This is a genomic window from Rahnella victoriana, from assembly GCF_021276285.1.
GTDB classification, from domain to species: domain Bacteria; phylum Pseudomonadota; class Gammaproteobacteria; order Enterobacterales; family Enterobacteriaceae; genus Rahnella; species Rahnella victoriana.
In genome coordinates, this window is record NZ_CP089919.1 from 4,084,222 (window position 1) to 4,109,837 (window position 25,616).

At 56.4% G+C, this 25,616-nt stretch carries 17 protein-coding genes; 9 read left to right on the forward strand and 8 right to left on the reverse strand.

What is annotated here, in order from left to right; all coding sequences use genetic code 11:
- The first annotated feature begins 19 nt into the window (after positions 1 to 19).
- Positions 20 to 877, forward strand: a complete 858-nt coding sequence (locus J9880_RS18825; RefSeq protein WP_232769760.1) for an aldo/keto reductase family oxidoreductase — start codon at positions 20 to 22, stop codon at positions 875 to 877.
- A gap of 55 nt (positions 878 to 932) precedes the next feature.
- Here the strand turns inward: J9880_RS18825 and J9880_RS18830 are convergent, their stop codons facing one another.
- Positions 933 to 1,142, reverse strand: a complete 210-nt coding sequence (locus tag J9880_RS18830; RefSeq protein WP_095921952.1) for a DUF6434 domain-containing protein — start codon at positions 1,140 to 1,142, stop codon at positions 933 to 935.
- Between the two features lie 160 nt (positions 1,143 to 1,302).
- Complete coding sequence (locus J9880_RS18835; protein WP_095921951.1) at positions 1,303 to 2,505, reverse strand: MFS transporter; 1,203 nt, start codon at positions 2,503 to 2,505, stop codon at positions 1,303 to 1,305.
- Between the two features lie 62 nt (positions 2,506 to 2,567).
- On the opposite strand from J9880_RS18835, the gene J9880_RS18840 reads away from it, so the two are divergent.
- The 4 genes from J9880_RS18840 to J9880_RS18855 all read left to right on the forward strand — a co-directional run bounded on the left by J9880_RS18840 (position 2,568) and on the right by J9880_RS18855 (position 4,876).
- Positions 2,568 to 3,590: an AraC family transcriptional regulator gene (locus tag J9880_RS18840; RefSeq protein ID WP_095921950.1), complete on the forward strand. Its 1,023-nt coding sequence runs from the start codon at positions 2,568 to 2,570 to the stop codon at positions 3,588 to 3,590.
- Positions 3,583 to 3,798, forward strand: a complete 216-nt coding sequence (locus J9880_RS18845; protein ID WP_095921949.1) for a hypothetical protein — start codon at positions 3,583 to 3,585, stop codon at positions 3,796 to 3,798. The genes J9880_RS18840 and J9880_RS18845 overlap by 8 nt, the downstream gene beginning before the upstream one ends.
- Complete coding sequence (locus J9880_RS18850) at positions 3,795 to 4,196, forward strand: Imm63 family immunity protein (protein WP_095921948.1); 402 nt, start codon at positions 3,795 to 3,797, stop codon at positions 4,194 to 4,196. Before J9880_RS18845 ends, J9880_RS18850 begins: the two co-directional genes overlap by 4 nt.
- A gap of 239 nt (positions 4,197 to 4,435) precedes the next feature.
- Positions 4,436 to 4,876, forward strand: a complete 441-nt coding sequence (locus tag J9880_RS18855; protein ID WP_162928603.1) for a GNAT family N-acetyltransferase — start codon at positions 4,436 to 4,438, stop codon at positions 4,874 to 4,876.
- 208 nt (positions 4,877 to 5,084) lie between these two features.
- Here J9880_RS18855 and J9880_RS18860 read toward each other — a convergent pair whose 3' ends face one another.
- Complete coding sequence (locus J9880_RS18860; RefSeq protein WP_232769761.1) at positions 5,085 to 5,654, reverse strand: DedA family protein; 570 nt, start codon at positions 5,652 to 5,654, stop codon at positions 5,085 to 5,087.
- A 141-nt stretch (positions 5,655 to 5,795) separates the two neighbouring features.
- A complete protein-coding gene (gene edd, locus J9880_RS18865) occupies positions 5,796 to 7,610 on the reverse strand; it encodes a phosphogluconate dehydratase (RefSeq protein ID WP_232769762.1) in 1,815 nt (604 codons plus the stop codon).
- 459 nt (positions 7,611 to 8,069) lie between these two features.
- Between edd and yahO the strand changes: the two genes are divergently transcribed.
- Positions 8,070 to 8,348: a DUF1471 family periplasmic protein YahO gene (yahO, locus tag J9880_RS18870; protein WP_095921944.1), complete on the forward strand. Its 279-nt coding sequence runs from the start codon at positions 8,070 to 8,072 to the stop codon at positions 8,346 to 8,348.
- Between the two features lie 60 nt (positions 8,349 to 8,408).
- Here the strand turns inward: yahO and J9880_RS18875 are convergent, their stop codons facing one another.
- The gene (locus tag J9880_RS18875; RefSeq protein WP_232769763.1) at positions 8,409 to 18,026 is read right to left on the reverse strand and encodes an autotransporter-associated beta strand repeat-containing protein; all 9,618 of its coding nucleotides are present in this window, start codon (positions 18,024 to 18,026) and stop codon (positions 8,409 to 8,411) included.
- A gap of 259 nt (positions 18,027 to 18,285) precedes the next feature.
- On the opposite strand from J9880_RS18875, the gene J9880_RS18880 reads away from it, so the two are divergent.
- On the forward strand, positions 18,286 to 20,073 hold the full coding sequence (locus J9880_RS18880; protein WP_095921943.1) for a cation:proton antiporter: 1,788 nt from the start codon (positions 18,286 to 18,288) through the stop codon (positions 20,071 to 20,073).
- A gap of 5 nt (positions 20,074 to 20,078) precedes the next feature.
- On the opposite strand, the gene J9880_RS18885 is transcribed toward J9880_RS18880, so the two are convergent.
- Together J9880_RS18885 and J9880_RS18890 are read right to left on the reverse strand one after the other, a co-directional pair.
- Positions 20,079 to 22,130, reverse strand: coding sequence for an FUSC family protein (locus tag J9880_RS18885; RefSeq protein WP_232769764.1), 2,052 nt, complete (start codon positions 22,128 to 22,130; stop codon positions 20,079 to 20,081).
- A 175-nt stretch (positions 22,131 to 22,305) separates the two neighbouring features.
- Positions 22,306 to 22,737, reverse strand: coding sequence for a CopD family protein (locus tag J9880_RS18890; RefSeq protein WP_131692741.1), 432 nt, complete (start codon positions 22,735 to 22,737; stop codon positions 22,306 to 22,308).
- A 203-nt stretch (positions 22,738 to 22,940) separates the two neighbouring features.
- Here J9880_RS18890 and J9880_RS18895 point away from each other — a divergent pair, with 203 nt between their 5' ends.
- Entirely contained in the window at positions 22,941 to 23,528 is a 588-nt protein-coding gene (locus J9880_RS18895) for a TetR/AcrR family transcriptional regulator (protein WP_232769765.1), read from the forward strand.
- Complete coding sequence (locus J9880_RS18900; protein ID WP_119827097.1) at positions 23,525 to 24,454, forward strand: DMT family transporter; 930 nt, start codon at positions 23,525 to 23,527, stop codon at positions 24,452 to 24,454. Before J9880_RS18895 ends, J9880_RS18900 begins: the two co-directional genes overlap by 4 nt.
- A gap of 67 nt (positions 24,455 to 24,521) precedes the next feature.
- Here the strand turns inward: J9880_RS18900 and J9880_RS18905 are convergent, their stop codons facing one another.
- Positions 24,522 to 25,580, reverse strand: a complete 1,059-nt coding sequence (locus J9880_RS18905; RefSeq protein ID WP_095921938.1) for an NAD(P)-dependent alcohol dehydrogenase — start codon at positions 25,578 to 25,580, stop codon at positions 24,522 to 24,524.
- Between the last annotated feature and the right edge of the window lie 36 nt (positions 25,581 to 25,616).

The window sequence follows — 25,616 nt, forward strand, 5'->3', positions numbered from 1 at the left end:
ACATATAAAGGAGAGTCCTATGTCACAACCCTCAATGACTTATCGTCTCGGCGACCGCGAAGTGGCACGTTTAGGTTACGGTGCCATGCAGCTGGCGGGTCCGGGTGTTTTTGGTCCGGTAAAAGATGAAGCCCGCGCGATTCAGGTATTGCGCGATGCCGTGGCGAGCGGCGTGAATCATATTGATACCAGCGATTTCTACGGTCCGCATGAAACCAATAAGCTGATCAAAAAAGCCCTGCATCCTTACGCTGACAATCTGTGCATCGTTACCAAAGTCGGTGCACGTCGTGATGAAAAAGGTGGCTGGTTAACGGCATTCACCCCGCACGAACTGGTCAGCGCCGTGGAAGACAACCTGCGCAATCTGGGACTTGAGGCGATGGAAGTGGTGAACCTGCGCAGCATGCTGGATATTCATCAACCGAAAGAAGGGTCACTGGAACCGCAGCTGGAGGCGATGATTAAGCTGAAAGAACGGGGACTGATTCGTCACATCGGCCTGAGTAATGTCACGGCAAAACAGGTGGAGGACGCGCAGAAACTGACGCCCATTGCCTGCGTGCAGAATATGTATAACCTGGCCAACCGCCACGACGATGCGCTGGTGGATAAACTGGCGGAACAAGATATTGCCTACGTGCCCTTCTTCCCGCTGGGCGGATTTTCCCCGCTACAGTCAACGCAACTCGACGACGTCGCCGCTGAATTACAGGCCACACCGATGCAGGTGGCGCTGGCCTGGTTACTCAGACGTTCACCGAATATTTTGCTGATCCCCGGCACGTCATCGCCGGAACATTTGCAGGAGAATCTGGCCAGCGCACGGCTGAGTTTATCTGATGAGGTGATGGAAAAACTGAACGGAATGCGCTGAGGATCCCGTCAACTGAGTCCTCAGCATCGGGGACTCAGAATGTAAAATATCCGCGTTAGGGTGTCTGCCTGCGCTTCCACTCATCCGCCACATCGCCCAGAGTTTTAGGCACCTCATTACGTATCCATGCCATAAAATCACGATCGAACCGAAAATCTTCCCCGCACTGCTCAGTCAGGAAACGCCGGACATTTTGTGTGTTCCTGTAATGCTTATCCACAAGCGTAGTTCGTGTCAGTAAGGCACTGTGCCAGTCTACTTTCATCTTTTCAGTTCCTGTAAATGCTATGTTGGTAAACGTCTGAGGTGAGCGAGGTGCGGACAATTTATAGACCTGAAAGGGGCCAGGAAATCTTGCTGTTTTGTTCAGGCCAACCCTCTGGTTTAACTGGCCTTTATTTGAAAGGCCATTATTTGGGTTGTGGTCAGGTTAGCGCGACCTTCACCTTTAGTCCAATAACGAGCGTGGCAAAAAACATTATGCCACCCGCGGTGATGAAAACACCGGTTACGCCGCTGATACCAAAGAGTAATCCTCCCAACGCAGCACCCGCAGCGATTGAGGACTGAACGGCTGCGACTACCATGCCGCCAGCGGTTTCAGCCTGATCGGGAACCGAACGCGCTACCCAGTTTGACCACGCAACGGGGACGCCACCAAATGCCATCCCCCACAACGCGACGAACAACATCAATCCCTTTTCCTCTAGCGGCAGCAAAATCATGCTTAATGCCGATAAACCGACAAGCGCTGGCATGAGTATCAGGGTAAGACGCAGGCTTCTCTCCATCAGCCACCCGGCCAGCAGCGTACCGATAAAGTTAGCGATGCCAAATCCAAGCAGTATCAAAGACAAACGATCCACATCAAGTTGGGCAATATTTTCAAGAGCCGGGCGAATATAGGTAAACAGCGCATACTGACCAGTATGAGCAATCACACACCCTGTCATTCCCATCGCAATGCCTGGGCGGCGGAGTAAATCCATGACAGATGCTGTTATCAGCACTCTACGCGGCGGCATTCCAGGAAGAGTAAACAGCTGAAAGAGCAGAGTCAGCACGCCGACTGCGGTTGCAGCGATGAAAGCACTACGCCAGCCATAAAGCCCACCTAAATAGCTCCCGAGCGGGATCGAAACCACAGTACCGACAGCAATACCGCTAAAAATAATGGAGAGAGCACGCGGGACGCTTTTAGCCGGGACCAGCCGCATAGCCACGGCAGCAGCCATACTCCAGAAACCTCCCAACGCGATGCCCAGCAAAATGCGCATAACTAACAGAACAACCAGACTGGATGAAAGTGCGACAAGCAGGTTGGAGGTAATCATCAGCACGGTAAAACCAAGCAAAACATTTCGGCGGTCATAATTACGCGTCAGGCGGGGAACCATCAGACCAGCAAATAAGGCCACCACAGCCGTTACCGTCACAGACTGACCAGCAAGAGCTTCGGTCACACCGAGATCGGCGGCCATGGGTGTCAACAGGCTGGCAGGAAGATATTCTGCAGTCAGCAAGCCAAACACGCCCATCGTCAGTGAAATAACGGCCATCCATGCGGATTCTTTGGGTTCCGCACTGTTCAAGCTCGCGGATACAGCTTCAGTTGCTTCATTTCTCATAACACACTCTTCCTGGTGAAAAATTACAACGCCAAGTCTAGAGTTGAGCAGCTGGACGATCTATGATGCCACATCCTGATTTTTTACCCGAAACGCCGGTTATGCCTGTGAATAAACATTTCGCCCTGTCATCCGAACTCATCAGTGAACTGCTGCTGGAAATGCGCCTGCGTGGCGTGCAGTATCGCCGTTTACAGACTGGCTCAGAGTTTGGCGTCGGTTTTAGCCACAAACCGGGACATGCCTATTTCCATTACATCGCTGTGGGTAATGCCCTGCTTCGCACACACGACGGTACGTTGCACGAACTGAAAGCCGGAAGCATGGTATTTATGCCGCAGGGTGAAGATCATCAGCTTGTATCGGATATCCGCTGTTCAGTTCAGCATATCGACACATTAGGCTCTGCTCCTTTAGGCGAGGCCGTCAGCGGGATCAATACTTGTCCGAGTTCGCATCCGACACCCAGCACGGTTCTGTTTTATGGCTGTATGGAGTTTGATCTCGGTGGAATGCAGGGTCTTGGCAAACTGATGCCACAAGCCATAGTGGTTGAGGCAAATGAACAGATCTATCCGGGGCTGGTTCCCATTGTGGGCGCGATGAAATTTGAAATCTGTTCCGGACGCGCTGGCTTCGCTGGCATTCTGGCACGCCTCGCAGAAGTGGCGGCTGCCATGATTGTGCGTGGATGGATCGAAAACGGCAGCGAGAACGCCGCTGGCCTGATCGCGGCGTTACGTGATCCACGGCTTGCCCGTGCTATTCTGGCCATTCATCGCGATACGAGTCGGGAGTGGTCTGTTGCTGAGCTAGCTGCCCAGTCGCATGTGTCACGTTCTGTTTTTGCTGAACGCTTCAAATCAATCATCGGCATACCTCCCCAGCGCTATGCAAGGGAGGTGCGAATGCGCATCGCAGGTCACTGGATTATTCACGATAAGATCTCAATTGACACCGTTGCTCTTCGCCTCGGCTATGCCTCACAGGCAGCGTTTAGCCGGGCTTTTAAGCGTATCAATGGATATCCGCCGGGCGCTATGCGTAAGCGACCAGCGAGAGACTTTAATACAGTGAATGAGTGAATATTCTCTTTATTATTTGCTGGATTCAGTGCAGGAGGCCGGCCGTGAACTGCTCAGGCATGAGTTTGAGGCGATACGAGATAATGCTACCGCTATTGAATTGCCGACAGAAATTGCCAGAGACATGACTAACAGCCGGGGCTATCAAGATATTGATGCGGAGCATGTCTGGAACGAATGGTTAACCCTCACAAAGAATAAATCATGAAAAATATCGAAGAGTTACGCGCAGAACTTCTTAAAATCGGTGAAAGAATTGGAGGGGGAATAAGACCCAATTATTACTTCACCATCCCTGACAGATCTGATGGTATGGCGACTCCATATCTGGAAATTCATGGCAAAGAATATCATTTCATTGTCAATGAAAGAGGTGCCGAAATAGCGCGTAAAGTGACCCTCAGTGATGATGAGATTCTTTATTGGTTTGTTGAGTGTGGTGTGGTTGGTCTGGCTGCAAAGTATGCAGCTATGACTAGCTCACCTGAAAGGGAATTCAGGTATGTTTATTTTCGAAAACAATATTGTTTAATGCTTTCCATCAAACCTGAGTGGGCAACAAGGAAGCGCAGAGAATTTACAGAAATACTTAGTGGACAGGTTTAAAAAGGTCACATAATTTTTCAGAAACGTCGTTATCATCAGTTTGATTCGAGCATCACTGTTCCCACCACTCAGCATCCAACGTCCGCTCCTGGCACTCAGCAGACAAACACATGACGTTGAAGGTCTGCTGAGAGCGATCTGCGGAAGTTCGCGGCAATTTCGCAAAAGATTCTATATCCTTAAAGAAAATCACTCGTTAATCATCAAAATTATACTGTCTCATGAATGGAGAAATACAATTGAATATCAGGACAAGATTAGCTCTATCCTCTGATATAGAACGTATTTTTGACGTCAGGACTTCGGTTAAAGAAAATTATCTCAATCGAGAGGAAATGGAGCTGATGGGAATTACCGAGAGCAGCGTCATCGATATGATAGAAAAAAATCGTTGCGCATGGGTTGCCGTAGATGACGGCAAAGTGATTGGTTTTTCGATGATTATACTCGATGAAGGATCTCTTTTTGCGGCCTTTGTTCTTCCTGAATATGAAGGCAGAGGTGTAGGTCGCACCCTTGTTGAACTCGCAGAGCAGGAATTATTCAAACATCATGAGGTTGTCTGGCTTGAAACCGACAAAAACAGTCGTGCGGCAGAATTTTACAGGCGGCTGGGCTGGGTTGAGAAAGAAAATGTGAGCGAATCCGATATTAGATTAGAAAAACTTCGCTGCGTTTAAGCAAAGATCCCTTTCGTAAATGTCCGCTCCTGCCACAAACCCGCCCCGCAAAGTAAAACACCGGTTTTACGCTGCCCTCAACCTGATGCAGCGTAAAACCGTCAACCTATGGATCACACCTCAAACATCTCAGCCCCGATATATGCCCCTTCTTTCATTGCCAGTGGCACGAAGAAAATCCCTGAGCCGATGTGCGGGATGTATTCATTCATCGCTTCGAACGCAGCCAGATGACCATCGCGACGCCCAGCACGATCAGCAGGAAAAGGGAGACGTATTGCAATCCGTTATTCACCTGCGCAAGCACATCGCCGAACATCCAGCCGATACTCAGCAGAAACAGGCTCTTGGGAATGGCCGCCAGAATGTTATAGAACAAAAAAGGCACCAGCGGCATACGCGCCATACCCGCGCCGGTCAGCACCAGGGCGCCCGCCGAATGGGTCAGTTTGGCAATCACCAGCAACCGCCCGCCTTTATGCTCAAAACTTTTCACCATTTTTTCCAGCCGCGCCTGTGTCAGTCCGAGACGCGCCAGCCAGCCGGGCGGTTGGCCGTCAGCGTTGATCACCCAGCGGCCGAGGGCGTAAAAAAGGATATCCCCGAACACTTCCACCGCCAGCACCATGATAAATACGGCGGATAAACTGAAATAATGCAGACGCGCCAGATAGCCTGCAATCACGGTCACCAGCGGCCCTTCGAGGATCACCAGCGGTGTCATAATCAGTAATCCGTGCGATCGGATCAGTGCTTCAAGTGTGTCGGATGAAAACATAATGCCTCAGGCGCGGTTTGCAGATAAAAAAATGGCGGAGAATAACGCTCCGCCATTTTCGTATTGTTTAGCCCTGACGGCAAACGCTTTACTTCGCGTCCGCCACCGCGTCAGGGTGTTCTCTCATCATTCACGTTGAGGTTAAAATTTGATGCAGCAGGCGCCCTGTTCAGCACCGGAAAGCTGGCTGCGCAAGGCACCGAATAACTCGCGTCCGCAGCCGGTATGTTCTGCGCTGAGATCGGGCTGATAAGGCTGACGCGCCGCCAGTTCCGCAGCACCGACCCGCAATTCCAGTTCGCCGGTCCGGCCATTCACGCGGATGATGTCGCCGTTTTGCACTTTCGCCAGCATGCCGCCGTCGCAGGCTTCCGGTGTGACGTGGATGGCGGAAGGCACTTTGCCGGAAGCCCCGGACAAACGGCCGTCGGTGACCAGCGCCACGCGGAATCCGCGATCCATTAATACGCCCAGCGGTGGCATCAGCTTGTGCAGCTCCGGCATGCCGTTGGCCTGCGGCCCCTGAAAACGCACCACCACCACGCAGTCGCGGTTCAGCTTACCGGCTTCAAAGGCGGGCACAATGTCATGCTGGCTGTCGAATACCACGGCAGGCGCTTCGATGATCTGATTATCCGCCGGGACTGCGGAGGTTTTCATCACGGCGCGCCCCAGATTTCCTGACAGCACTTTGGTGCCGCCGTGGTGCTCAAACGGCTGCGCTACGCTGGCAATCACCGCCGGATCGAGGGAACGTTCCGCCCCTTCGCGCCACGCCAGCGTGCCGTTATCCAGCCACGGCTCCTGCGTATAACGATCCAGACCAAAACCGGCCACGGTATTGACGTCCTGATGCAGCAGGCCGTGCTGAAGCAGTTCACGTACCACCAGCTGCACGCCCCCCGCCGCCTGGAACTGATTGATATCCGCCGGGCCGTTCGGGTAGATACGGCACAACAACGGCACAGCATCGGACAGCTCAGAGAAATCATCCCAGTTAATGATGATGCCCGCCGCCCGCGCCATCGCCACCAGATGCATGGTCAGATTGGTGGAACCGCCGGTCGCCAGCAACGAGACAATGCCGTTGACCAGGGTTTTCTCATTCAGCATCTGGCCGAGCGGCTGATAGTTGCCGCTGGTTTCGGTCAGGCGGGTGACCTGACGCGCCGCCGAGTCGGTCAGCGCATCACGCAGTGCGCAATCCGGCGGCACAAACGACGCCCCCGGCAGATGCAGCCCCATGACTTCCATCACCATCTGGTTGGTATTGGCGGTGCCGTAAAACGTGCAGGTGCCGATGCCGTGATAGGACGCAGCTTCCGCTTCCAGCAGCGCCTGACGGTCAACTTTGCCTTCGGTATATAACTGACGTATCCGCACTTTTTCTTTGTTTGGCAAGCCGGTGCTCATCGGTCCGGCGGGGACAAACACCGCAGGCAGATGACCAAATGACAGCGCGGCCATCACCAGTCCCGGCACGATTTTGTCGCAGATGCCCAGATACAGCGCGCCGTCGAACATGTTGTGCGACAGGCCGATGGCCGCTGACATAGCGATCACGTCGCGGCTCATCAGCGACAGCTCCATGCCGTCCAGCCCCTGCGTGACACCGTCACACATCGCCGGTACGCCGCCCGCCACCTGTCCGACCGCACCGACAGTTTTCAGCGCCTCTTTAAGCCGCTGCGGATAATGTTCATAAGGCTGATGCGCCGACAACATATCGTTGTAGGCCGTGATAATCGCGATGTCGCTGCGCATACTATTTTTCAGCGCGTTTTTGTCATCCGGCTGGCAGGCGGCAAAGCCATGCGCCAGATTGCCGCACGCCAGTTGCGCGCGGTGAACGGTTTGCGACCGGGCGGCGGCCATACGCGCCAGATAGGTTTCACGGCTGGACGCGGAACGGTCGATGATCCGCTGCGTGACGCGGGCTACGGTATTATTAATCATAGTGTTGTCCCTTTTCTCAGAACATCGTAAAGGCAATCATGCCGGTGAGCCTGCCCGTTATCGCGACCGTTACCGGTAACATGTTATCGGTAACATTATCAGAACCTTTTTATACCCTGACAATCAGCAGGTGATGGCGAAATGAAGATATGTGATCTGCTTCAAAGTAAATTATTAGCCTTGAAACATGTTTCGGAGAGGGGTTAACACACAAGTAACATTGGCGGCCGTGATGACGTGATGCCCGCATTGCCCGCGCTCAACATGCTAAAAAGCGCACACTTTGCTTAATTTTTTATTTCCGCCTTGTAATTATTTAATTCCTTGTCTATTACTTAGATGCGGTGATAACCCGTTGTTTACAAGGTGGGTTATTTTCCGGCAAGGTGACAATAAATAAAGGGTTCTCTTCTTACACTTCCTTCAATTTACTGGGCAAACTTTAAACCTGAGGCTTACATGAAAATATCTAAAACGTTGCTGGCTGTGGCTGTAATGGGTTGTGTTTCTTTCAGCGCCTACTCGGCTGAATTGATGAAGAAAGTTGATTTCGAAAAAGTGGCGTCTGAATATACCAAAGTGGGTTCTGTCACCACCTCGAATAAAACCTCGCAGTCCGGTGCCATTGAAGATTTATCTAAAAAAGCCGATAAAAAAGGCGGCGATGTGTTTGTATTAACGTCTGGCAATACCAACAATAAAATTCACGGCACGGCTGACGTTTATAAGAAAAAGTGATTTGTTAAGTGTTCACGTAATAAAGAAGCCCGCATATATGCGGGCTTCTTTGTTATTGCCTCAGAAGCGGATTTTAATCCCCACCGTGCCGCTCAGATCATTGGATATCTGACTTTTTGATCCGCCGTTCTGGTAGCTTTTGCCCACTTCGGTGTACGCCTGCACTTCTGACGTGGCCGCCCAGGTCGCGCCCAGTGCCACTTCGGTACTGCTGTAACGCTGGTCAGCGGTCAGCGTGGTTTTTCCGGCGCTATTGGAAGTGTTGGTAAAGGAGGTCGAATCGCTGCCATCCGACAACTCCTGCCACAGATTGACCCGCACATACGGCTTCACACTACCCTGTTGCGTGTCGTATTGGCTGGTCAGACGCACACCCAGACGGCCAATCACCGCATCATCAGCCTCGATGTCGGCACGGGTTTTGGCATCGCCCGGCATGATCACGCTGTCGAAATCGCTGTGCTGCCAGATAAGCTGAGCCTGCGGTTCCAGTGCCCAGTTGCTGTCACCCAGCTGCCAGGGTTTGCCCACTTCCACTGACGCGACAAACGTATTGCCGTCAGGGCTGAGCGAATCGTGGCTGTTGCCGGTTTTCAGATCCACGCTGTGGCGGCCATATTGCAGCACATTGTCGACATACAACCCGTCATCCCCCGTCCAGGTGGCGTAGCCGCCGAGGTAAAACGCGGTATCCGAGGTATAGCCCGCGCCACCGGAGGTCTGGCCCTGATAGCTGGTATCGATATCGAGCACGGTGGTGTAAATCCCTGCCCGCCAGCTTTCGTTCTGATACAAATCTACCCCGGCCTGCATCCCGTTCATGCGGGAATCTGCCTGCGTTGCCGTGGCATCGTTCAGGCTCTGGTGAGTGGATTGCGCGATATAACGCGCCCAGAAACGTCCTTCCTGATCTTCCGGCACGGTTTTGTCGTAAGGTTTTTCATCCCCGACACGCAGATGCAGCGTGCCGAGCACCGCCAGATCCGCCTGACGTACCGTGGTCGCCAGCCCGTTGAAGGCCGGGACATCCGGGCGATAGGTGGCGCGCAGGAACCAGTCTTCCCCCGCGCCGCTGGCATCGGCGGCAAACAGCCGGTACTGGAAGGCACCAGCATCAAGATGATCGGCACCGAGGGTAAAGGCGTCTTTGGTGGTTTGCGCGGTGGTGGTCGCGCCATTCACCGCTTCCACCACCGTGATGCCATCGCCGGTGGTTTCCTCGCCGAGCTGGCTGACATCAATATCCAGCCGGGTGACGCCGCTGGCGCTGCCACCGTTAATCACCAGCCGGTCGGCCACGCCGGGGCTGTGCTGCTGCGCGGCAATTTTCAGCACGCCGTTGATGCCGACATAGTCACCGTTTACTGTCAGTGTGGAACCGACATCGCCGCCGCGCAGATTTACCGTGCCCTGATTCACCAGCGAGCTGAGGGTCTGAGACGTACCGCCGGTATCCAGTAACGCACCGGCGCTGACGAGATGGTCTGACTGACTGCTCAGGGTATTCGCACCGCTGGCCAGCAATGTGCCGCTTTGTACCCGCGTCAGTCCTGAATAGGTATTGCGGCCGCTCAGTACCGTGGTGCCGGTACCCTGCTGCCATAGCTGGCCGGTGCCGGAAATATCACCGGGCAAGGTCAGCAGGTTTGCGCGGTTAATCTGTAAGACCGCATTATTGACAATATCGCCGACAATGCTGCCCTGTTCGCCGCCGTTACCCAGCTGAACGGTGCCTTCACTGAGGGTCGTCGTGCCGGTATAGGTATTATCCTGCGTCAGCGTCAGGGTACCGCCGCCGGTTTTAGTCAGTGCGCCGTTGCCGCTGATTACGCCGTTCAGCGCCACATTTTTGCCATCGGTATCCACCGTCCCGCCGCCGCTTTGCAGGCTGACGGCACGGCCGGTATTAAAGGCGCTGCCATAGCGCAGCGTGCCGCCGTCAAAGGCCAGCCCGCTGCCGGACTGTCCGAGGTTATTGTCTGCCGACACCTGTAAGGTGCCCGCTGAAATCGTCGTGCCGCCACGGTAGGTATTGTCGCCGCCAAGTATCAGCGTCCCGGCGTCGGTTTTGTTGATGCCGCCGCTGCCTGCGATTTGCGAGTTAATGGTCGCGGTATAATCCGCGCCCTGCGCGGTCCCGTCGCCGACGCGGATTTGTGTATCGGCGGTTGTGGTGGTGATCACGCCATCCGTGACAACGTAACCGTCGGTGGCAAACTGCGCGCCGCTGATGGTCACCGCACCGAGGCTGTTATCCACCGTGACGTTGCCTTTGGTGCCACCGAAAATGGCGAAGGAATTGTCGCTGAACGGCGCATTAAAGCGGCCATCCGGGGTGGTGACATCCGTTGACCAGTTATCGTTGCCGCTGCTGTTCTGCCAGACGCCATTACCGCCTTCAATCTGACTGTCATTTTTGTTGGCGCTGTCGGCACCGTCCCAGAATCGCAGGATAACGCCGGTGCGGTTCACCAGATTCACCTGACCGGCAATGGATGTCTGCACGTACATATCATCCGCCGCCTGAGGCGCGGTGCCGATATCCAGCTGGTTATTGGTCAGCGCACCGGTGTAATTAAGAACACGGTAAATACCGACATTAAAGGTGCCGCCGGGGGTTTGGGTGATGTTCAGCTTGCCGTTGAGGTTCAGATCGCCGTTGACGTTGATCAGGTCATTCAGGCTGCCGCCTGCGACATAAGAGCGGCCAAACTGGAAATCGATTTGTGCGTTCTGATTTAGCGTCAGACCGCCGGTGGTCAGCACGCCGACGCTGTTCAGAGCCGCGCCCGCCGCAAGATGACCGTTATCTGCCACCGTGACATTGCCGCCCAGCGTACCGTTACCGCCGAGCGTGGCACCCGACGCCACGCTGACGGCGCCGGTCGCCGCCTGCTGATTGCCATTGACCAGCAAAACGCCCTGCTGCACGGCGGTGGCACCGGTGTAAGTGTTGTCGCCGGTGAGTGTCAGGGTGCCGTTGCCGGTTTTGCTCAGGCTGCCCCCCGCACCGCTGATCACCCCGCTGATGCCGTCATTGCGGCCAAGCGCCCCTTCGGTCAGTGAGGCCGCGCCGAGCACCACATTGCCCGCGCCGGAAAGCGAACCGATCGCCGTGCCGCTGCTGTCGGCGACATTCACCACGCCGCCCGCATTATTGGTAATCGTCGCGCCAGCGGCTGATGCCTGCCCGGCAAAGGTCACCAGCCCGTTGTTGGTGACCGTCGCGTTGCCGCCATCTGCCTGCCCGCTGAGGTTCATTTGTGTGCCGGATGCCAGCGTAAACCGCCCGTTGCCGCCGCGGGCGTTGTCGCTCAGCCTGACCGCCGCACCGTTGGTGGCGGTTGTCACGCTGTCGGCCGCAGACGCGGAATCGTTGAAGGTCAGAATGCCGCTGTCGAGGGTGAAGGCGTGGTTCTGTGCCGTCGCGCTGTTATTGAAATTCACCGTACCCTGCTGATTCACCGTCACCGTGCTGTCGGATTTACCGAACACGCCGGTGGTATTGGCATCCACCGCCACCACGGTTGCGCCGTTATTGCCGCTCACCGTCGTCGCACCCTGATAGCTGTTGGCGCGGTTGAGCACCAGCGTGCTGTCGGTAGCAGACGTGGAATCACGCACCGTCAGTGGCCCCAGTCCGCCAATCACGCCGGTCGGGGTAAAGGTATGCCCGAAGAGATCTATCTGCCCGCCGCCGGTCTGGCTGAGGAACAGCGGTCTGTCCGTGGTGTAATCTGCCCCAATCTGTAATGTCGCATTGTTGTTGATCAGCACTGACGTGCCTGCTAACCCGAGGTTCTGATCCGAAGAAACGTTCAACACACCGCCATAAATTTCGGTGCCGCCGGTGTAACCATTAACGCCGGTCAGGATCAAACGTCCCGGATCGAATTTCAGCAGTTTAAGCCGGTCGGTTGATCCTGTTGCCGGAACCAGGTTGGCATCAATCCTGGTCGTCACATCCGCGCCGTCTGCGCCAGCTCCCACGCGAACCACAAAATATGCATCCGCATCGGTTTCACCCTGTGCCAGATAATTCTCCGAAGGAGAGAGATTGGCTGTCCTCACAATGGTCAGCGGATCACCATTAAGCACGTAGCCGGTGCTGTCGAACTGCATCCCGGCGGTGGTCACCGGGTTGAACGCATTACTGACGGTGACGGTGCCCGCCGTGCCCTGGAAGATAGCAAACGACGCCTGACTCCACGGATCGTTGCCAAAACCGGTGGCGGTCGTCCAGTTATTGGTGTCGTCAAGCGCCCGCGATTCCCACACGCCATTGCCGCCGTCAACCTGATTGTTGCCAGAGGTGCCGTCGCCGTGGTTGGTACCGAGCAAATTGCCATCCCAGAATTGCAGCGTGCTGGCCGGTTGCGGCGCACTCAGTACCAGATTGACCTGGCCGGGAATGGACGTCTGAACACCATACGTGCTCTGGTTGTTGGTCGGTAATGTCACCACATCCAGCACGTTGTTGGTCAGCGTACCGCCATAGCTGTAGAGACGATACAGACCCGGTGCAAAGATGCCTCCCGCAGAAAGTGTCACGTTCAGCAGACCGTCAAGGGTCAGATTTTGGCTGACGTTAACGAAATCATTCAGCGCACCGCCGGCGACCGTGATCTGACCGAGTTCAAATTTATTATTGGTGGTCGCAGACAGGTTCAGATTGCCATTAATGTTCAGTGTGCCTGCACCGCCGTCGCCCGGCGTCAGGGTCGTGTTCGCGCCAAAGGTGACGTTGCCGCCAATCGTACCTTTACCGCCGAGCGTTGCGCCGCTGGCGACGGTGGTTTCGCCGGATGCGTCGCGCTGATCACCGTTCACCAGCAAGCTACCGCCGTTCACCTGCGTCACGCCCTGATAGGTATTGGCACCGCTTAATCGCGTGGTACCGCTGCCGGTCTGGTAAAACGCGCCGGTTCCGCTGATCACGCCGCCCAGATTCACCGTATCGGACTGGTTAATGTTCAGCACGCCGTTGTCGGTGATATTGGTCAGCGGCGATAACGCCCCCGGCACACCGCCATTGCCCAGTTGCAATGTGCCGCCGGTGTCGATCAGCGTATTGCCGGTATAGGTATTTTCACCGGTCAGAATGGTGGTGCCGCCGCCTGCGCGTTCCAGCCCGCCGGTGCCGCTGATGATGCCGGAATAGGTCTGTGCGGCGGACAGGCCGTCAAATATCAGCAGGCTGTCCGCGCCGTCGGTGCTGACGTTGTAGTTATTGATGCTGGCCAGTGCGGAATTAGTGACGTTGTCACCACTACGCACAGTGGCACCGTCGCTGATGCGGATCTGCGGCATGCCGGAAAGCTGTAAATTATCCACCACGCGCAAATCCGCGTCGCTGCCGGTCACCGCCAGCGTGCTCCAGCCGGTGCCGATATTGGTGACCGGTGACGCATCTGCCGCCAGCGAGCCAATCTGTGCCGGATCGCTGCCCGCGTGCGTATCGGTAAAGGTCAGCGTGCTGCCGCTGCCGCCATTACTGAGAATGTGGCGGGTAGCGCTGAGATCCACATCGCCGATGTTGGCGCGGTCATTGCCGTCTGAGCCGGTGAAATCCACCGCGCCATCCAGCGTGCCCCCGTTCCAGGTAAAGGTGTCCGCTCCCGAACCGAGATTGATCAGCCCGGTGGTCGCCTGGGTGCCGGACAGCGTGACATTGTCACTTCCGCTCCCCGTCCGCAATGCCGTGGCCGTATTGCTGGCGGCGCTGAGCGTCCCCTGATTGGTCACGGTATTGGCGGCGCTGCCGCTGGCGTCAATCACCACCGAGTTCTGGCTGGCATCCGTGATGGTGCCGTTGTTAAGAATTGTGCGGCTGGCGGCGCTGCCGTTGATGCGGATTAAGGCCAGCGGATTAAGCGCGCCGGTGGCGTTAATCGTCCCGTTGTTGGTAAACGCACCCGCATTGGTGGCGAGCACCGAGGTATTGGTGTTGCTGCTGGTCTGGATATTGCCGTTATTGGTGACAGCGCGGGCATCGGCCGCTGAAATCGCCGCGCCGCCGGTCGCGCCCATGGTGATATTGGCACCTGAGGTCACGCTGCCGTTGGTTTTCGCCAGAATACCGTTGCCGTTCGCGCCGGTCACATCAATGGTGTAACCGGTGCCGATGGTCAGATTACCGGTCGTATTGCTGCCATCCGTCTGTTCAAACGCAAACCCTGACCCGCTGCCGGACACATTGAGGATATTGCCGGTTCCTTCGGCATTGAACGTCACGGCGGTGCGGATGGCCGGACCATCGGCGGCGTTGATCACCACGTCAGTCAGATTAATGTTGGACGTATCCGCCTTGTTATTGATGCCCGCGCCGGTGCCTGTGATATCAATCTGTGTATTGCTGGCGGTCAGGGACGATGAACCGGTATCCATCAGAATGCCGTCCGCGCCGCCGCTGGCGGTGATCTGATTATTGCTGCCGCTGATCGCCAGCGCCGCGCCGTTCCCCACCAGCTGGACGGCTGCCAGCCCGCCGGTGGCGGTCACGTCGCCGAGCTGCGTAACCTTCGCACCCGCGCCCTGGACTTTCACGCCCACATTGCCGCTGTTAGCAACGCCGGACACCGTGATGTCGCGTGAGTTGGTCAGCGTGCCCTGATCCTGAATGTACACACCAATATTGTTGGTGCCGGAGACGCTGATCGGCGCATTGTTGGTGGCGATACCGCCGTCGTGCAGATAGATGCCGATATTGTTGCTGCCCGCCAGCACGGTGCCATCGCTTTCGATATCTACGTTGCCTTTGTGCGAAATGTCATAGCCTTTGATACCGCTCTGACTGGCGGTGGTGCCGATATCCACTCTGGAAAGCACGTTGGTCGCCAGCGCGTCGTCGCTGTCGCCAATCGTCCCGTCGATCGCATAGCTGCGGCCATCCACCACCACGGCGGTGGAATTATTGTGATTCAGCAGAATGCCGCCGTTATTGATGGTCCCGGTCGCGCCGCCGGTGATTTTCACCCCGACCGCATTTTCACCGTTGACTGAAATGGTCGCCGCACCGGTATCCAGCGTGGTCAGCGCGTCATCGCCGCCGCCCGGCTGGCCGTCCGCGCCGGTATCCAGCCCGTTAGCAAATACCCCCGTTGAACCGGTGCCGCTGACCGTCAGCTGGTAGGCACCGGCATTGCCGGAATCGCCGTCAAACTGCGCGCCATGGTCGATCAGGAACAGCACCGATCTCGCCTGAGCGTTGTCATTGATGATGGCGCTGCCGAGATTGATGCTGGCGTCCTCGCCGTAGGCGTAATAGCCAATCTGGCTGTTATTGGCGAAGTTCAGCAATGCGTTCGCGCCCACGTTGATAGTGGCGGATCCCCGCGCATGGACCCCAATCGCACCGGCGGATAACAGGTTAATCGCAGAGTTGATCGTGGCCGTGGCCTGATTGCCGCTCAGCCCTTCGGCGTAGACCGCATAATTGCGGTAAGTGTAAGGGTTGCTGTCGTTGCCGCCGTTATCACCGGCCGCGCCGACGGTAATGGTACCGGTATTGGTGGAATTCACGGCCGCCGCTGCGGTACTTGCCAGCAGATTGATCGCCACGTTGTTCTCGCCGGTGACGCGGATGATGCCGGTGTTGGTGACGTTAGTGGTGTTGGTGGCGGATAAGCCATAATTCGGTGCCGCAGATCCGTTCGCGCCAAGGCCGCCCAGCACATTGATCGTACCGGCGTTCAGCACCGCGCCGGTGCCGCCATTGACCAGCATACCTACCGCGTTTCGCGTCGCCGTGCCGAGGGTAATCGTCCCGTTGTTGGTCACATTGCCGGTGCTGCTGGTGCGGATAGCCGCCGACTGTACCGCGCCGCCGACCATGCTGGTGGCAGAAGGTGCGGCGCTGGCCGTCACCGGCGTGGTACCGATATAAATATTACCGCTTGCGGCGTTGGTGAAGGTCGCCGCGCCGGAAATATCTGCCGCGTAACCGCTGGCACGCCCGTTGGTATTATGGCTGTTACCGGTCAGCGCAAGGGTGCCGCTGTTGGTGGCCGTGGTGGTGCCCTGCGCCTGCATCCCCACCGCGTTCGCCGTGGTGCTGTCGGTCAGCGCAACGTTGATATAACCGGTATTGGATAACTGGCTGGCGCCCAGCCCCTGCATCGCCACGCTGCCCTGATTACTGACATTCTGGTTGCTGCCATTTTTCTCCAGAAACAGTCCGGCATTGAGCGTGCCGGTGTTGGTGGCGGTCGCATCGGTCGCTTTCATACCCACACCGGCCGGGCTGGCGCTGTCACTGCGCCAGATATTGATATTGCCGTTATTGGTTATCGTGGCACCGCGATCTGCACGCATCACGGTTGAGGCACCGTCCACCGCCAGACTGCCGGTGCTGGTCACGGTGCCCGTCGCCAGTGCGCCGGTGGCGTAAATCACATTCAGATCGCCGGTGCCCAGCGTGGCGTTATTGGTGTGCGACAGTGAATCCTGCCAGACGTGATAAGTCAGATCCACGCGGTTACTTTGTTCGTTATCCAGCAGACTTTGAATAATGGCGTTATAGGTATTCTGGGCAATCACCGTCGAATCAATCACCGCCCCGCCATTCTCCGGCGGTAACGTGACGCCGCCGGTCAGCCACAGCTGAACCTGACTGTTTTCCCGGCTGGTCCCCAGCAGGAAGTTATTCACGGTGGCAATGTCAGCCGCCGAGGTAATGTCAAACTCACGGGTGCCTATCTGAACCACCCTTCCTGCCACCAGTGCGTAATTGGGCAGCGTGATGGAATCACTGTATTTTGAACTGACAGCGGTTTCAGATTGCAGGTCACTGTCGATCACTGCCGCCGGTGAAAAATGAACATAGTTATCCGACAACCAGTTCACCTGACTGGCTGCATTGTCCGTGCCGTCTGCTTTTGCCAGCGTGGAATTCTTCGCCAGCAGATTAAGGGTGTTGGCGGCCGCAGAGATAGCCGTCGTGCCGCCGGTATCGGCACCGATATTGATATTGGCGGTACCGCCGTTTGCCGAGACGCTGGCAATACCGAAATTGTTGTAGATATGAAACGAGTTCGGCGCATAGACGTTGAGTGCTAAATCGCCGACTTTCGCATCCGTTGACGATGAGAAGGTCGAGGAATCATAGACTTTAATCACCGAATAACTGCCATCCAGCCCCGGCACCACCACGTTCAGCTCCTGATTTTGCTGGGGTACGGCGGGGTTGGTGGAGTAGGTAAAGTTATCGATATTGGCGGAGGTGATCGGCGTGACGACATTATTGGCATCCGTGGCCTCAATCAGGGTGATGCGCCCCGGGTCCGCACCGGTGCCCGTGCTGTCTGTCAGGCCGTTGCGCACCAGTAACGTGGTGAACGTGCCGTTCGAACCGGCGGCAAGGGTCGGGATCGCCCCGAGAATATTCAACGTCGTCCCGGCGGCATAATGATTGGCCGTGGCGGTGTCGCCATCAATGGTGAAAGCAAAACCCGTTTCACGCAGAATGTCGTAATTGGCGAGAACCGGGAAAGTATAAGAAGGATACGCCACTGCCCAGTTCACATCTTCCGCCAGCACCGGCGTGGTGGTTAACGCCAGGGCGACCGAAACGGCCAGACGGGTGCGGCCACTGCCCTTGCGCTGCCCTTTGGTGGTTTCAGGTGCGGCAACCCACGCAGACCTGACTTCGCTCCATATCAGACGGTAGATCTTATTCATCAGAGGATCCCGGATAAAGTGATTCAACATGGCCTGCATGGCCTTCAGAAAACGCGATACGGCTGGAGTGACTGGCTGACAAATCTGACTAAAAAATCTCTTTTAACCTAAACCTACAACGAAACATCCTGAAATTTGCCTTACTAATTCCTTACATAAAGGTAAGCTACACTTACAAAAACGCAACATTGTGCGAATAATTTGGTGACATCACAGGCCGTCCGCTGGCCCTCTGCTTATTATCTAAAAGGGAAATTTTATGTTGCTGTCGGCTCCGCTGATGCTGGTGATTATTGGTCTGGGATCGTTGCTGGCGCAGTGGCTGGCCTGGCTGCTGAAAATTCCCGCCATTCTGCCGCTGCTGTTACTGGGCGTGGTGCTCGGGCCGGTCGCGCAGGTGATCACCCCCGATGCCCTGTTTGGCGATCTGCTGTTTCCGCTGGTGTCGATCTCGGTGGCGATCATTTTGTTCGAAGGCGCGCTGACGCTGAGGATTGATGAAGTCCGCGGGCTGGGCGGCGTGGTGCGCAATCTGGTGACCATCGGCATGCTGGTGACTTTCGCGGTGATAAGTCTGGCGTGCTGGTGGTTGCTGGGATTTGCCCCGGAACTGGCGGCGCTGGTGGGCGCGGTCACGGTGGTCACCGGGCCGACGGTGATTGCGCCGCTGATGCGCGTGGTGCGTCCGAACGCGGCCATCAATCAGGTGCTGCGCTGGGAAGGGATTGTGATTGACCCGGTGGGCGCGATTTTCACCCTGCTGGTGTTTGAATTTATTACCCTGCGCGAACACGCCGAATCGCTGACTCATCTTTTCTGGACGCTGGGTGCGACCGTGGCGGCCGGACTGGTGCTCGGCTCGCTGTTTGGTTATCTGCTCGGTGTGGCGCTGCGCCGCGTGTGGATCCCCGCTTATCTGCAAAACCTCGGCGTACTGGCGGTGATGCTGACGGCGTTCGGTCTGTCGAATGCCCTCGCCGATGAATCCGGCATGCTGACCGTCACCGTGATGGGGATCTGGCTCGCCAATATGCGCGATGTGGATACCACCGATATTCTGGCTTTTAAAGAGGAACTGTCGGCCATCCTGATCTCGGCGCTGTTTATTATTCTGGCGGCACGTCTGGATATTCACGCGCTGATGGCGATGGGCTGGCCGCTGGTGATCCTACTGCTGGTGGTGCAGTTTATCGCCCGTCCGCTGTGTATCGCGGTATCGACCTGGCGTTCGTCCCTGCACTGGCGGGATCGCCTGTTGCTGTGCTGGATTGCCCCGCGAGGCATCGTTGCGGCGGCAGTCAGTTCGCTGTTTGCCCTGACCCTGCAACGCATGAATTATCCGCAGGCCGACAAACTGGTGACCGTGGTATTTGCCATCATCATCGGCACGGTGGTGTTGCAAAGCCTGACCAGCCGGGCGATTGCCCGCGGATTACGGGTACAGCAGCGGGCACCGCGTGGCGTGCTGATCATCGGGGCCAATACCGTGGCACGGGCGCTGGCGAAAGTGCTGATGAAACAGGATATTCCGGTTCGGCTGACCGACAGCAGTTGGGAGTATTACCGTCAGGCCCGGATGGATGGCATTCCCGCTTATTACGGCAATGCCTGGTCGGAACATGCGGAAAACTATCTGGATCTGAGCAGTACGGCGCAGGTGCTGGCGCTCTCACCGAACCGCCATCAGAACGCGCTGGCGGTATACCATTTCGGCCATATTTTCGGCCGTGATAACGTGTTTGCCGTGCGATCCGGCCCGGCGATTAAAGGGGCGCGTTCGCAGGAAAACAGCCGCTTCCAGCGTCATGAAGTGCTGTTCAGTACCGAAGCCACTTATTCCAAACTCAGTTCCCTGCTGGCACAGGGCGCGGTGATCAAGGCCACCCATCTGAATGAAAGTTTTGGCTGGATTGATTATCTGGAGAAAAACAGCGGCGTGCTGCCCCTGTTTGCCGTGCGGGAAAACCAGTCGCTGGTGATATTAAAAGACGGCAATACCCCGCCCGTCCCCTGCACACTGATTGCGCTGGTGAACGGCGCGGGGTGATCCGCTCACGCCGCCTCAGGCCAGCGTGCCGTCGGGTACAGCGCCATGCGGATATTGAACAGATGAAACAGCGGCGTGAACAGTTCAATGTCCGAGCGGCACAGGGATTCGAGGCGCAACAGCACCTGATTCAGTTCGTTGAGCAGCGAATCCGGCGGGCCGATGTAGATATTTTTCAGCCGGTGCCTGATGTACTTATTGATCTCAAACATCAGCACCTCGGTCCCGAGCGCGTGATGTTTGAGGATGTCCTGATGGCGGGCGTAGAAGTCATAGCAGTTCACGCCCAGCCAGATTTCCGTGATCAGGTTGCCGCCCAGCGCCACCTGCGGCGACGGATCCACTTTGTTACGCGGCAAAATAATGTTCACTTTGTCCAGCATACTGCCGACATATTGCTGACGCGCCAGCAGTGACGAGGCATTGATTTTGATCTCACTGGTGAACTGCAACAGTTCCTTGATGCCTTTGCGCAGCGCACGTTTTGCGGTCCACGAAGGCCGTTTGTTTCGGATCAGGGCGGTGGTCAGCAACGCAATCACAATCCCGACAAGGGTGGAAATCGCCGCGTTCACAATCACCAGCAGATCCGGTTTGAAATCGTGACTCATGCCAATAAAACCGGGGATCTGGGTGGCGATGATCAGCCCGATAAAGTTGGTGGAAGGATTGGCGATCACCAGCCCCAGCGCCAGCAGGCCGGGCGCCAGACAGATAATCAGCGACTCAAAGGTCACCGCCATCGGAATAAACACTACCGCATAAATCACGCTGATAATAATGGCGATCAGCACCCCTTTCAGAAACACTTTGATTGAGGCGATCGGGCTGTCGAGCGAAGCAAAGAACGAGCAGATGACCGCCGCCATCATCGGCGCAGACGCCCCGTCACGCCAGCCGGTGCCGATCCAGAACAGGCAGCCGACCATCGTCGCCGCAAAGGCGCTGAACGCCGACAGCATGATCATCCCTTCGTCCGTATGGCGGCGCAGCAGCAGTTTCAGCTTGCCGCGTTTTTTCTCTTTGCTGATCTGGCTGACCCGCTCGGTCACGCCGTAATAGGATTCCGTGATGTGCACGAAATTCTGTAACCGCTCCAGCAGGCCGGTGAATAACAGCCCTTCCTCCGGCGTCATGTCGCCGTTCTCATACAGGGTTTTAATTTTATCCTGCGAGGCGCGGATCTCGTTCTGAATGCCCTGCGCGTTGCCGCTGAGTTCCGCACTGTTCAGCCACAACAGGAACTGGCTGAAGGTCGCCGAGACAAAATCGGGGAAAGGAATTTCCTGTTCGGCCAGCAAATTCAGGCGTTTCTCGATGGCCGTCAGCGTCGGGATCAGATAGGAAAGGTGCTGGTATTGCGCCATCACCAGGCGGATCAGACGGCGGGCCGAATCGCCCTCGAACACACAGTGAGTGATCAACGCTTCGACGCTGACGGGGTAATTCGCCATCTGCACCAGAATATGTTCCCGCTCCGGCGACGGCCCTTTGGCATTCACCGTCAGCAGTTCGTTGCATAATTTTTTGGCGCTTTCGTACCAGTTATTGACGCTGTTCTCCAGCAGGTTGCGCATCCGCACCGGGAAAACCAGCATGTGGATCAGTGAGCTGCAAACAATCGCCACGGTGATCTCTTCCACGCGGGAAATCACCGTGTAGGTGATCGACAGCGGTGTATCGACATCGGCAAAGCCCATGATGGCTGCGCTGTATCCGGCCAGCATAAACACATAGCCTTTCGGCGTGCGGTCATGCAATGAAAGGTAGAGACAAAACGCCACCCACAGCGACACGCTCAGGCTGAAAAGGACCGGATCGGTCACCGTAAAGGGATAGACCAGAAAGATGAAAACGCCGCCTAATACCGTGCCGAGAAAACGGTACGTGGCTTTGGAGAGGGTTGACGCCGAGTAAAGCTGTGAAATGACATACACCGACACCATCGACCAGGCCGGTTTATCGAGATTGAGTTCGAGCGCGATATAGAGTGCTAAAAATGCTGCAATACAGGTTTTTACCGAGAACAAAACCGCATTTTTTGTTAACCATTTCATCGTTAAATCAACAGCTCAGCGTGTTTCAAAACGGCAGTTTACCCTGTGCAAAAAGTTCCACCAGATTCAAGATTGTAACAAAACATACCTGACTATTAATCACTGTGTATAATCAGTTGCTTGCTACATAAAAAATCCACGCATTCACGTGGATTATATTTGCCTGCAACGCGATTCAGAAAGGCCGGATCACCGCTAAAATGCCAATCAGGATCACGCCGGTCACAATGACGGTGCTGGCGTTGCGCACCAGCGCCATATCTTTTACCGGCTGGCCGTTGGCGCGTCTGCGCAGATTGCCGGACAGCATGCCGTGCAGCGCGGAGAGCACCAGCACCACCACCATTTTGATCAGCAACCAGGCGTGCGGGAATTTGCCGTAGCTGACAATCATCACAATGCCCGCCACCCACAACAAAATCATCGCCGGACTGGTGACACAGCGGTTCCATTTGCGCACGGTGTCGAGCAACGCCCGCTGACCGGCACTTTCCGCCTCCCCTGCACTGCGTGAATACGCGCCCCACACCAGCGCCATTGCCAGCATTCCGCCAATCCACAGTATCCCCGCAATGATATGCAAGGCATTAAGCCACTCATGAAGCATGTTTACCCCTCCGGAAGTTTAACGACAATGCTGTTGTGCCTGCTGACGTCAACCTGCTGTCTGCCAACGGCTTTTAGCCGATTATGTCGCTTTCCCACACGAAAGGCACGGGTAACGCGTCACTTTTTCTTAATGGATCAGGATTTACAAGAAGTAGGTAGACTGGTATACCTACTGACAACTTATCTGCGACGGGAAATAACATGTCCACTTCAGGATCTTCCACCGAAAGCGCCCGCGACCGCCTGCTGGGTGCCGCCAGGGTACTGTTCTATAACGATGGCATCGCCGCCACGGGTATCGATGCCATTATTAAACGCGCCGGTGTGGCCAAAAAAAGCCTCTACAACAATTTCGAATCCAAGGCCGAACTGGTGGCGACTTACATTGAAATCCGCCATGACGAATGGCTGGCGTTGTATGCCCGGCGGGTTGAAAAGGCGTCCACGCCGAAGGAAAAAGTTCTCGCCGTGTTTCAGGCCTATGACGACCACGCCGAATTTACCTATGAGCGCGGTTTTCGCGGCTGCGGGTTGCTGAATGCCGCGGCGGAACTGCCTGCCGGCGCGCCGGGCAGACTGGCGGTGCGCGGGCATAAAGAGCACGTGGAAGCGATCATGACCGGCCATCTGCTGGCGCTGTATCCGCAGGATGAGGCTAAAGCGCGGCTGATGGCGCGGCATTTTTCTTTCCTGCTCGAAGGGGCGATTTCGCGGGCCGGTCTGGAAGGCAACGGTCACTGTGTCCGTCAGGCGATGGATATGGCCGCGATGATGATGGAGAGCGCATGAGCGTCACGCCAAAAGAACGCATGACCGGCGTGCTCGCCGTGGTCTTTGCCTCGGTATTGTGGGGGACCACCGGTACGGCGGCCACCTTTGCGCCCGATGTCAGCCCGCTGGCCATCGGTGCGGTGGCGATGGGACTGGGCGGCCTGTTACAGGCGCTGATTTCCCTGCGGGGGATTGCCGCCAGCCGGGCCATTTTTCGTCAGAACGGGCGTATGTTGCTGACCGGTGCGCTGGCCGTGGGCATCTATCCGCTGGCGTTTTACGCCTCAATGCATCTCGCCGGTGTCACGGTCGGCACGGTGATTTCTATCGGTTCCGCCCCGCTGCTGTCGGCGCTGATTGAATATTACCTCGACGGCCAACGTCTTACCCGCCGCTGGATGACCGGTGCCGCCATTGGCGTAACGGGGATGCTGTTGCTGTGTATCGGGGAAAGTGGCGGCCATGCGGCTGCCGGTCAGGGCAACGGCGTGATTGCCGGTGTGGTGCTCGGGCTGATTGCCGGACTGACTTACGCGCTTTATTCCTGGGCGGCGCGTCATCTGATGCAGCGCGGCATTCCTTCCCGTGCGGCGATGGGTGCGACCTTCGGGCTTGGCGGTTTGCTGCTGATGCCGGTGCTGCTGGTGACCGGTGCGCCGCTGCTGGCGTCGTGGAACAATGCCGCCGTCGGTGCGTACATGGCGCTGGTCCCGATGTTTGTCGGTTACGTCTGCTTCGGTTATGCCCTCGCGCGTATTCCGGCCAGTATGGCGACCACCATTACCCTGCTGGAACCTGCCGTCGCGGCGGTGCTGGCGGTGGTGATTGTCGGTGAAAGATTGCCGCCGATGGGCTGGACCGGTATCGGTCTGGTGGTGGCCTGTCTGATTTTCATCACGGTACCGCTCAGAAGAAGGACGGTATTGCGTTCGGTGAAACCCTAAAAAAATGGCCAGATCATCCTCTGGCCATTTTTATTTCCGCGCTTTTGATTTAGCGATACGGCAAACGTTATGCGGTCGCAGGCGCGTCAAGCGACGCCATATCGATCACAAAACGATAGCGGACATCCGCCTTTTCCATACGCTCAAACGCGTGGTTAATTTCATCCATACGGATCATTTCGCAATCCGGCAGAATGTTTTTCTCGGCACAGAAATCGAGCATTTCCTGCGTCTCGCGGATCCCGCCGATTGGCGAACCGGCCACACGGCGACGGCCTAACAGCAACGGCACGGTGTTAAATTCTTCCATTCCACCGACCTGTCCGACAATCACCAGCGTGCCATCCACATCCAGCAACGGCAGGTACGGCGTGATGTCATGTTTGACCGGCACGGTATCGATGATCAGATCGAAATGATCATGCGCCTGCGCCATCGCGTCGCTGTCTGCGCTGACCAGCAGACGGTTTGCACCGAGCGCCAGGGCATCGGCTTCTTTGGCATTGGAGCGGCTCAGCACGGTGACATCCGCGCCCAGACCTGTCGCCAGTTTCACCGCCATATGGCCCAGACCGCCGAGGCCAATCACGCCCACACGGCTGCCCGGCTGGACGTTCCAGGTTTTCAGCGGTGACCAGGTGGTGATACCCGCACACAGCAATGGCGCGGCTTTGGAGAGATCTAAACCTTCAGGCATACGCAGACAAAACTCTTCGCGCACCACTAAATGTTTGGAGTAACCGCCCTGCGTAGGCTGTTTGGTGTGACGGTCATAACCGGCGTAGGTCCCGGTGTTCCCTTCACGACACAGTTGTTCTTCACCTTTTTTACACTGATCGCATTCCTGACAACTGTCCACCATGCAACCGACGGCAACATGGTCACCGATTTTGTAACGGGTGACATCTTTACCCGTCTGCGTCACACGGCCGACAATTTCATGGCCGGGAACAATCGGATAATAGCTCCAGCCCCAGTCATTTCTTGCCGTATGTAAATCGGAGTGGCAAACGCCGCAATACAGAATTTCCATTGCAACATCGTTATCACGCAGGCCGCGGCGTTCGAACGCATACGGGGCCAGCGGTTTTTTAGGATCGTAAGCCGCAAATCCAACAGTTTTCATCAGTAAACTCCTGAGTCGTTAATGACCTATTTACTA

Bases quoted from the DNA above. Each gene is read 5' to 3' on its own strand.
- J9880_RS18840 (WP_095921950.1), top strand. From the start codon at position 2,568: ATGATGCCACATCCTGATTTTTTACCCGAAACGCCGGTTATGCCTGTG.
- J9880_RS18850 (WP_095921948.1), top strand. From the start codon at position 3,795: ATGAAAAATATCGAAGAGTTACGCGCAGAACTTCTTAAAATCGGTGAA.
- J9880_RS18845 (WP_095921949.1), top strand. From the start codon at position 3,583: ATGAGTGAATATTCTCTTTATTATTTGCTGGATTCAGTGCAGGAGGCC.
- J9880_RS18880 (WP_095921943.1), top strand. From the start codon at position 18,286: ATGTTGCTGTCGGCTCCGCTGATGCTGGTGATTATTGGTCTGGGATCG.
- J9880_RS18885 (WP_232769764.1), bottom strand. From the start codon at position 22,130: ATGAAATGGTTAACAAAAAATGCGGTTTTGTTCTCGGTAAAAACCTGT.
- J9880_RS18900 (WP_119827097.1), top strand. From the start codon at position 23,525: ATGAGCGTCACGCCAAAAGAACGCATGACCGGCGTGCTCGCCGTGGTC.
- J9880_RS18860 (WP_232769761.1), bottom strand. From the start codon at position 5,654: ATGTTTTCATCCGACACACTTGAAGCACTGATCCGATCGCACGGATTA.
- J9880_RS18895 (WP_232769765.1), top strand. From the start codon at position 22,941: ATGTCCACTTCAGGATCTTCCACCGAAAGCGCCCGCGACCGCCTGCTG.
- J9880_RS18835 (WP_095921951.1), bottom strand. From the start codon at position 2,505: ATGAGAAATGAAGCAACTGAAGCTGTATCCGCGAGCTTGAACAGTGCG.
- J9880_RS18890 (WP_131692741.1), bottom strand. From the start codon at position 22,737: ATGCTTCATGAGTGGCTTAATGCCTTGCATATCATTGCGGGGATACTG.
- edd (WP_232769762.1), bottom strand. From the start codon at position 7,610: ATGATTAATAATACCGTAGCCCGCGTCACGCAGCGGATCATCGACCGT.
- J9880_RS18825 (WP_232769760.1), top strand. From the start codon at position 20: ATGTCACAACCCTCAATGACTTATCGTCTCGGCGACCGCGAAGTGGCA.
- J9880_RS18905 (WP_095921938.1), bottom strand. From the start codon at position 25,580: ATGAAAACTGTTGGATTTGCGGCTTACGATCCTAAAAAACCGCTGGCC.
- J9880_RS18830 (WP_095921952.1), bottom strand. From the start codon at position 1,142: ATGAAAGTAGACTGGCACAGTGCCTTACTGACACGAACTACGCTTGTG.
- J9880_RS18875 (WP_232769763.1), bottom strand. From the start codon at position 18,026: ATGAATAAGATCTACCGTCTGATATGGAGCGAAGTCAGGTCTGCGTGG.
- yahO (WP_095921944.1), top strand. From the start codon at position 8,070: ATGAAAATATCTAAAACGTTGCTGGCTGTGGCTGTAATGGGTTGTGTT.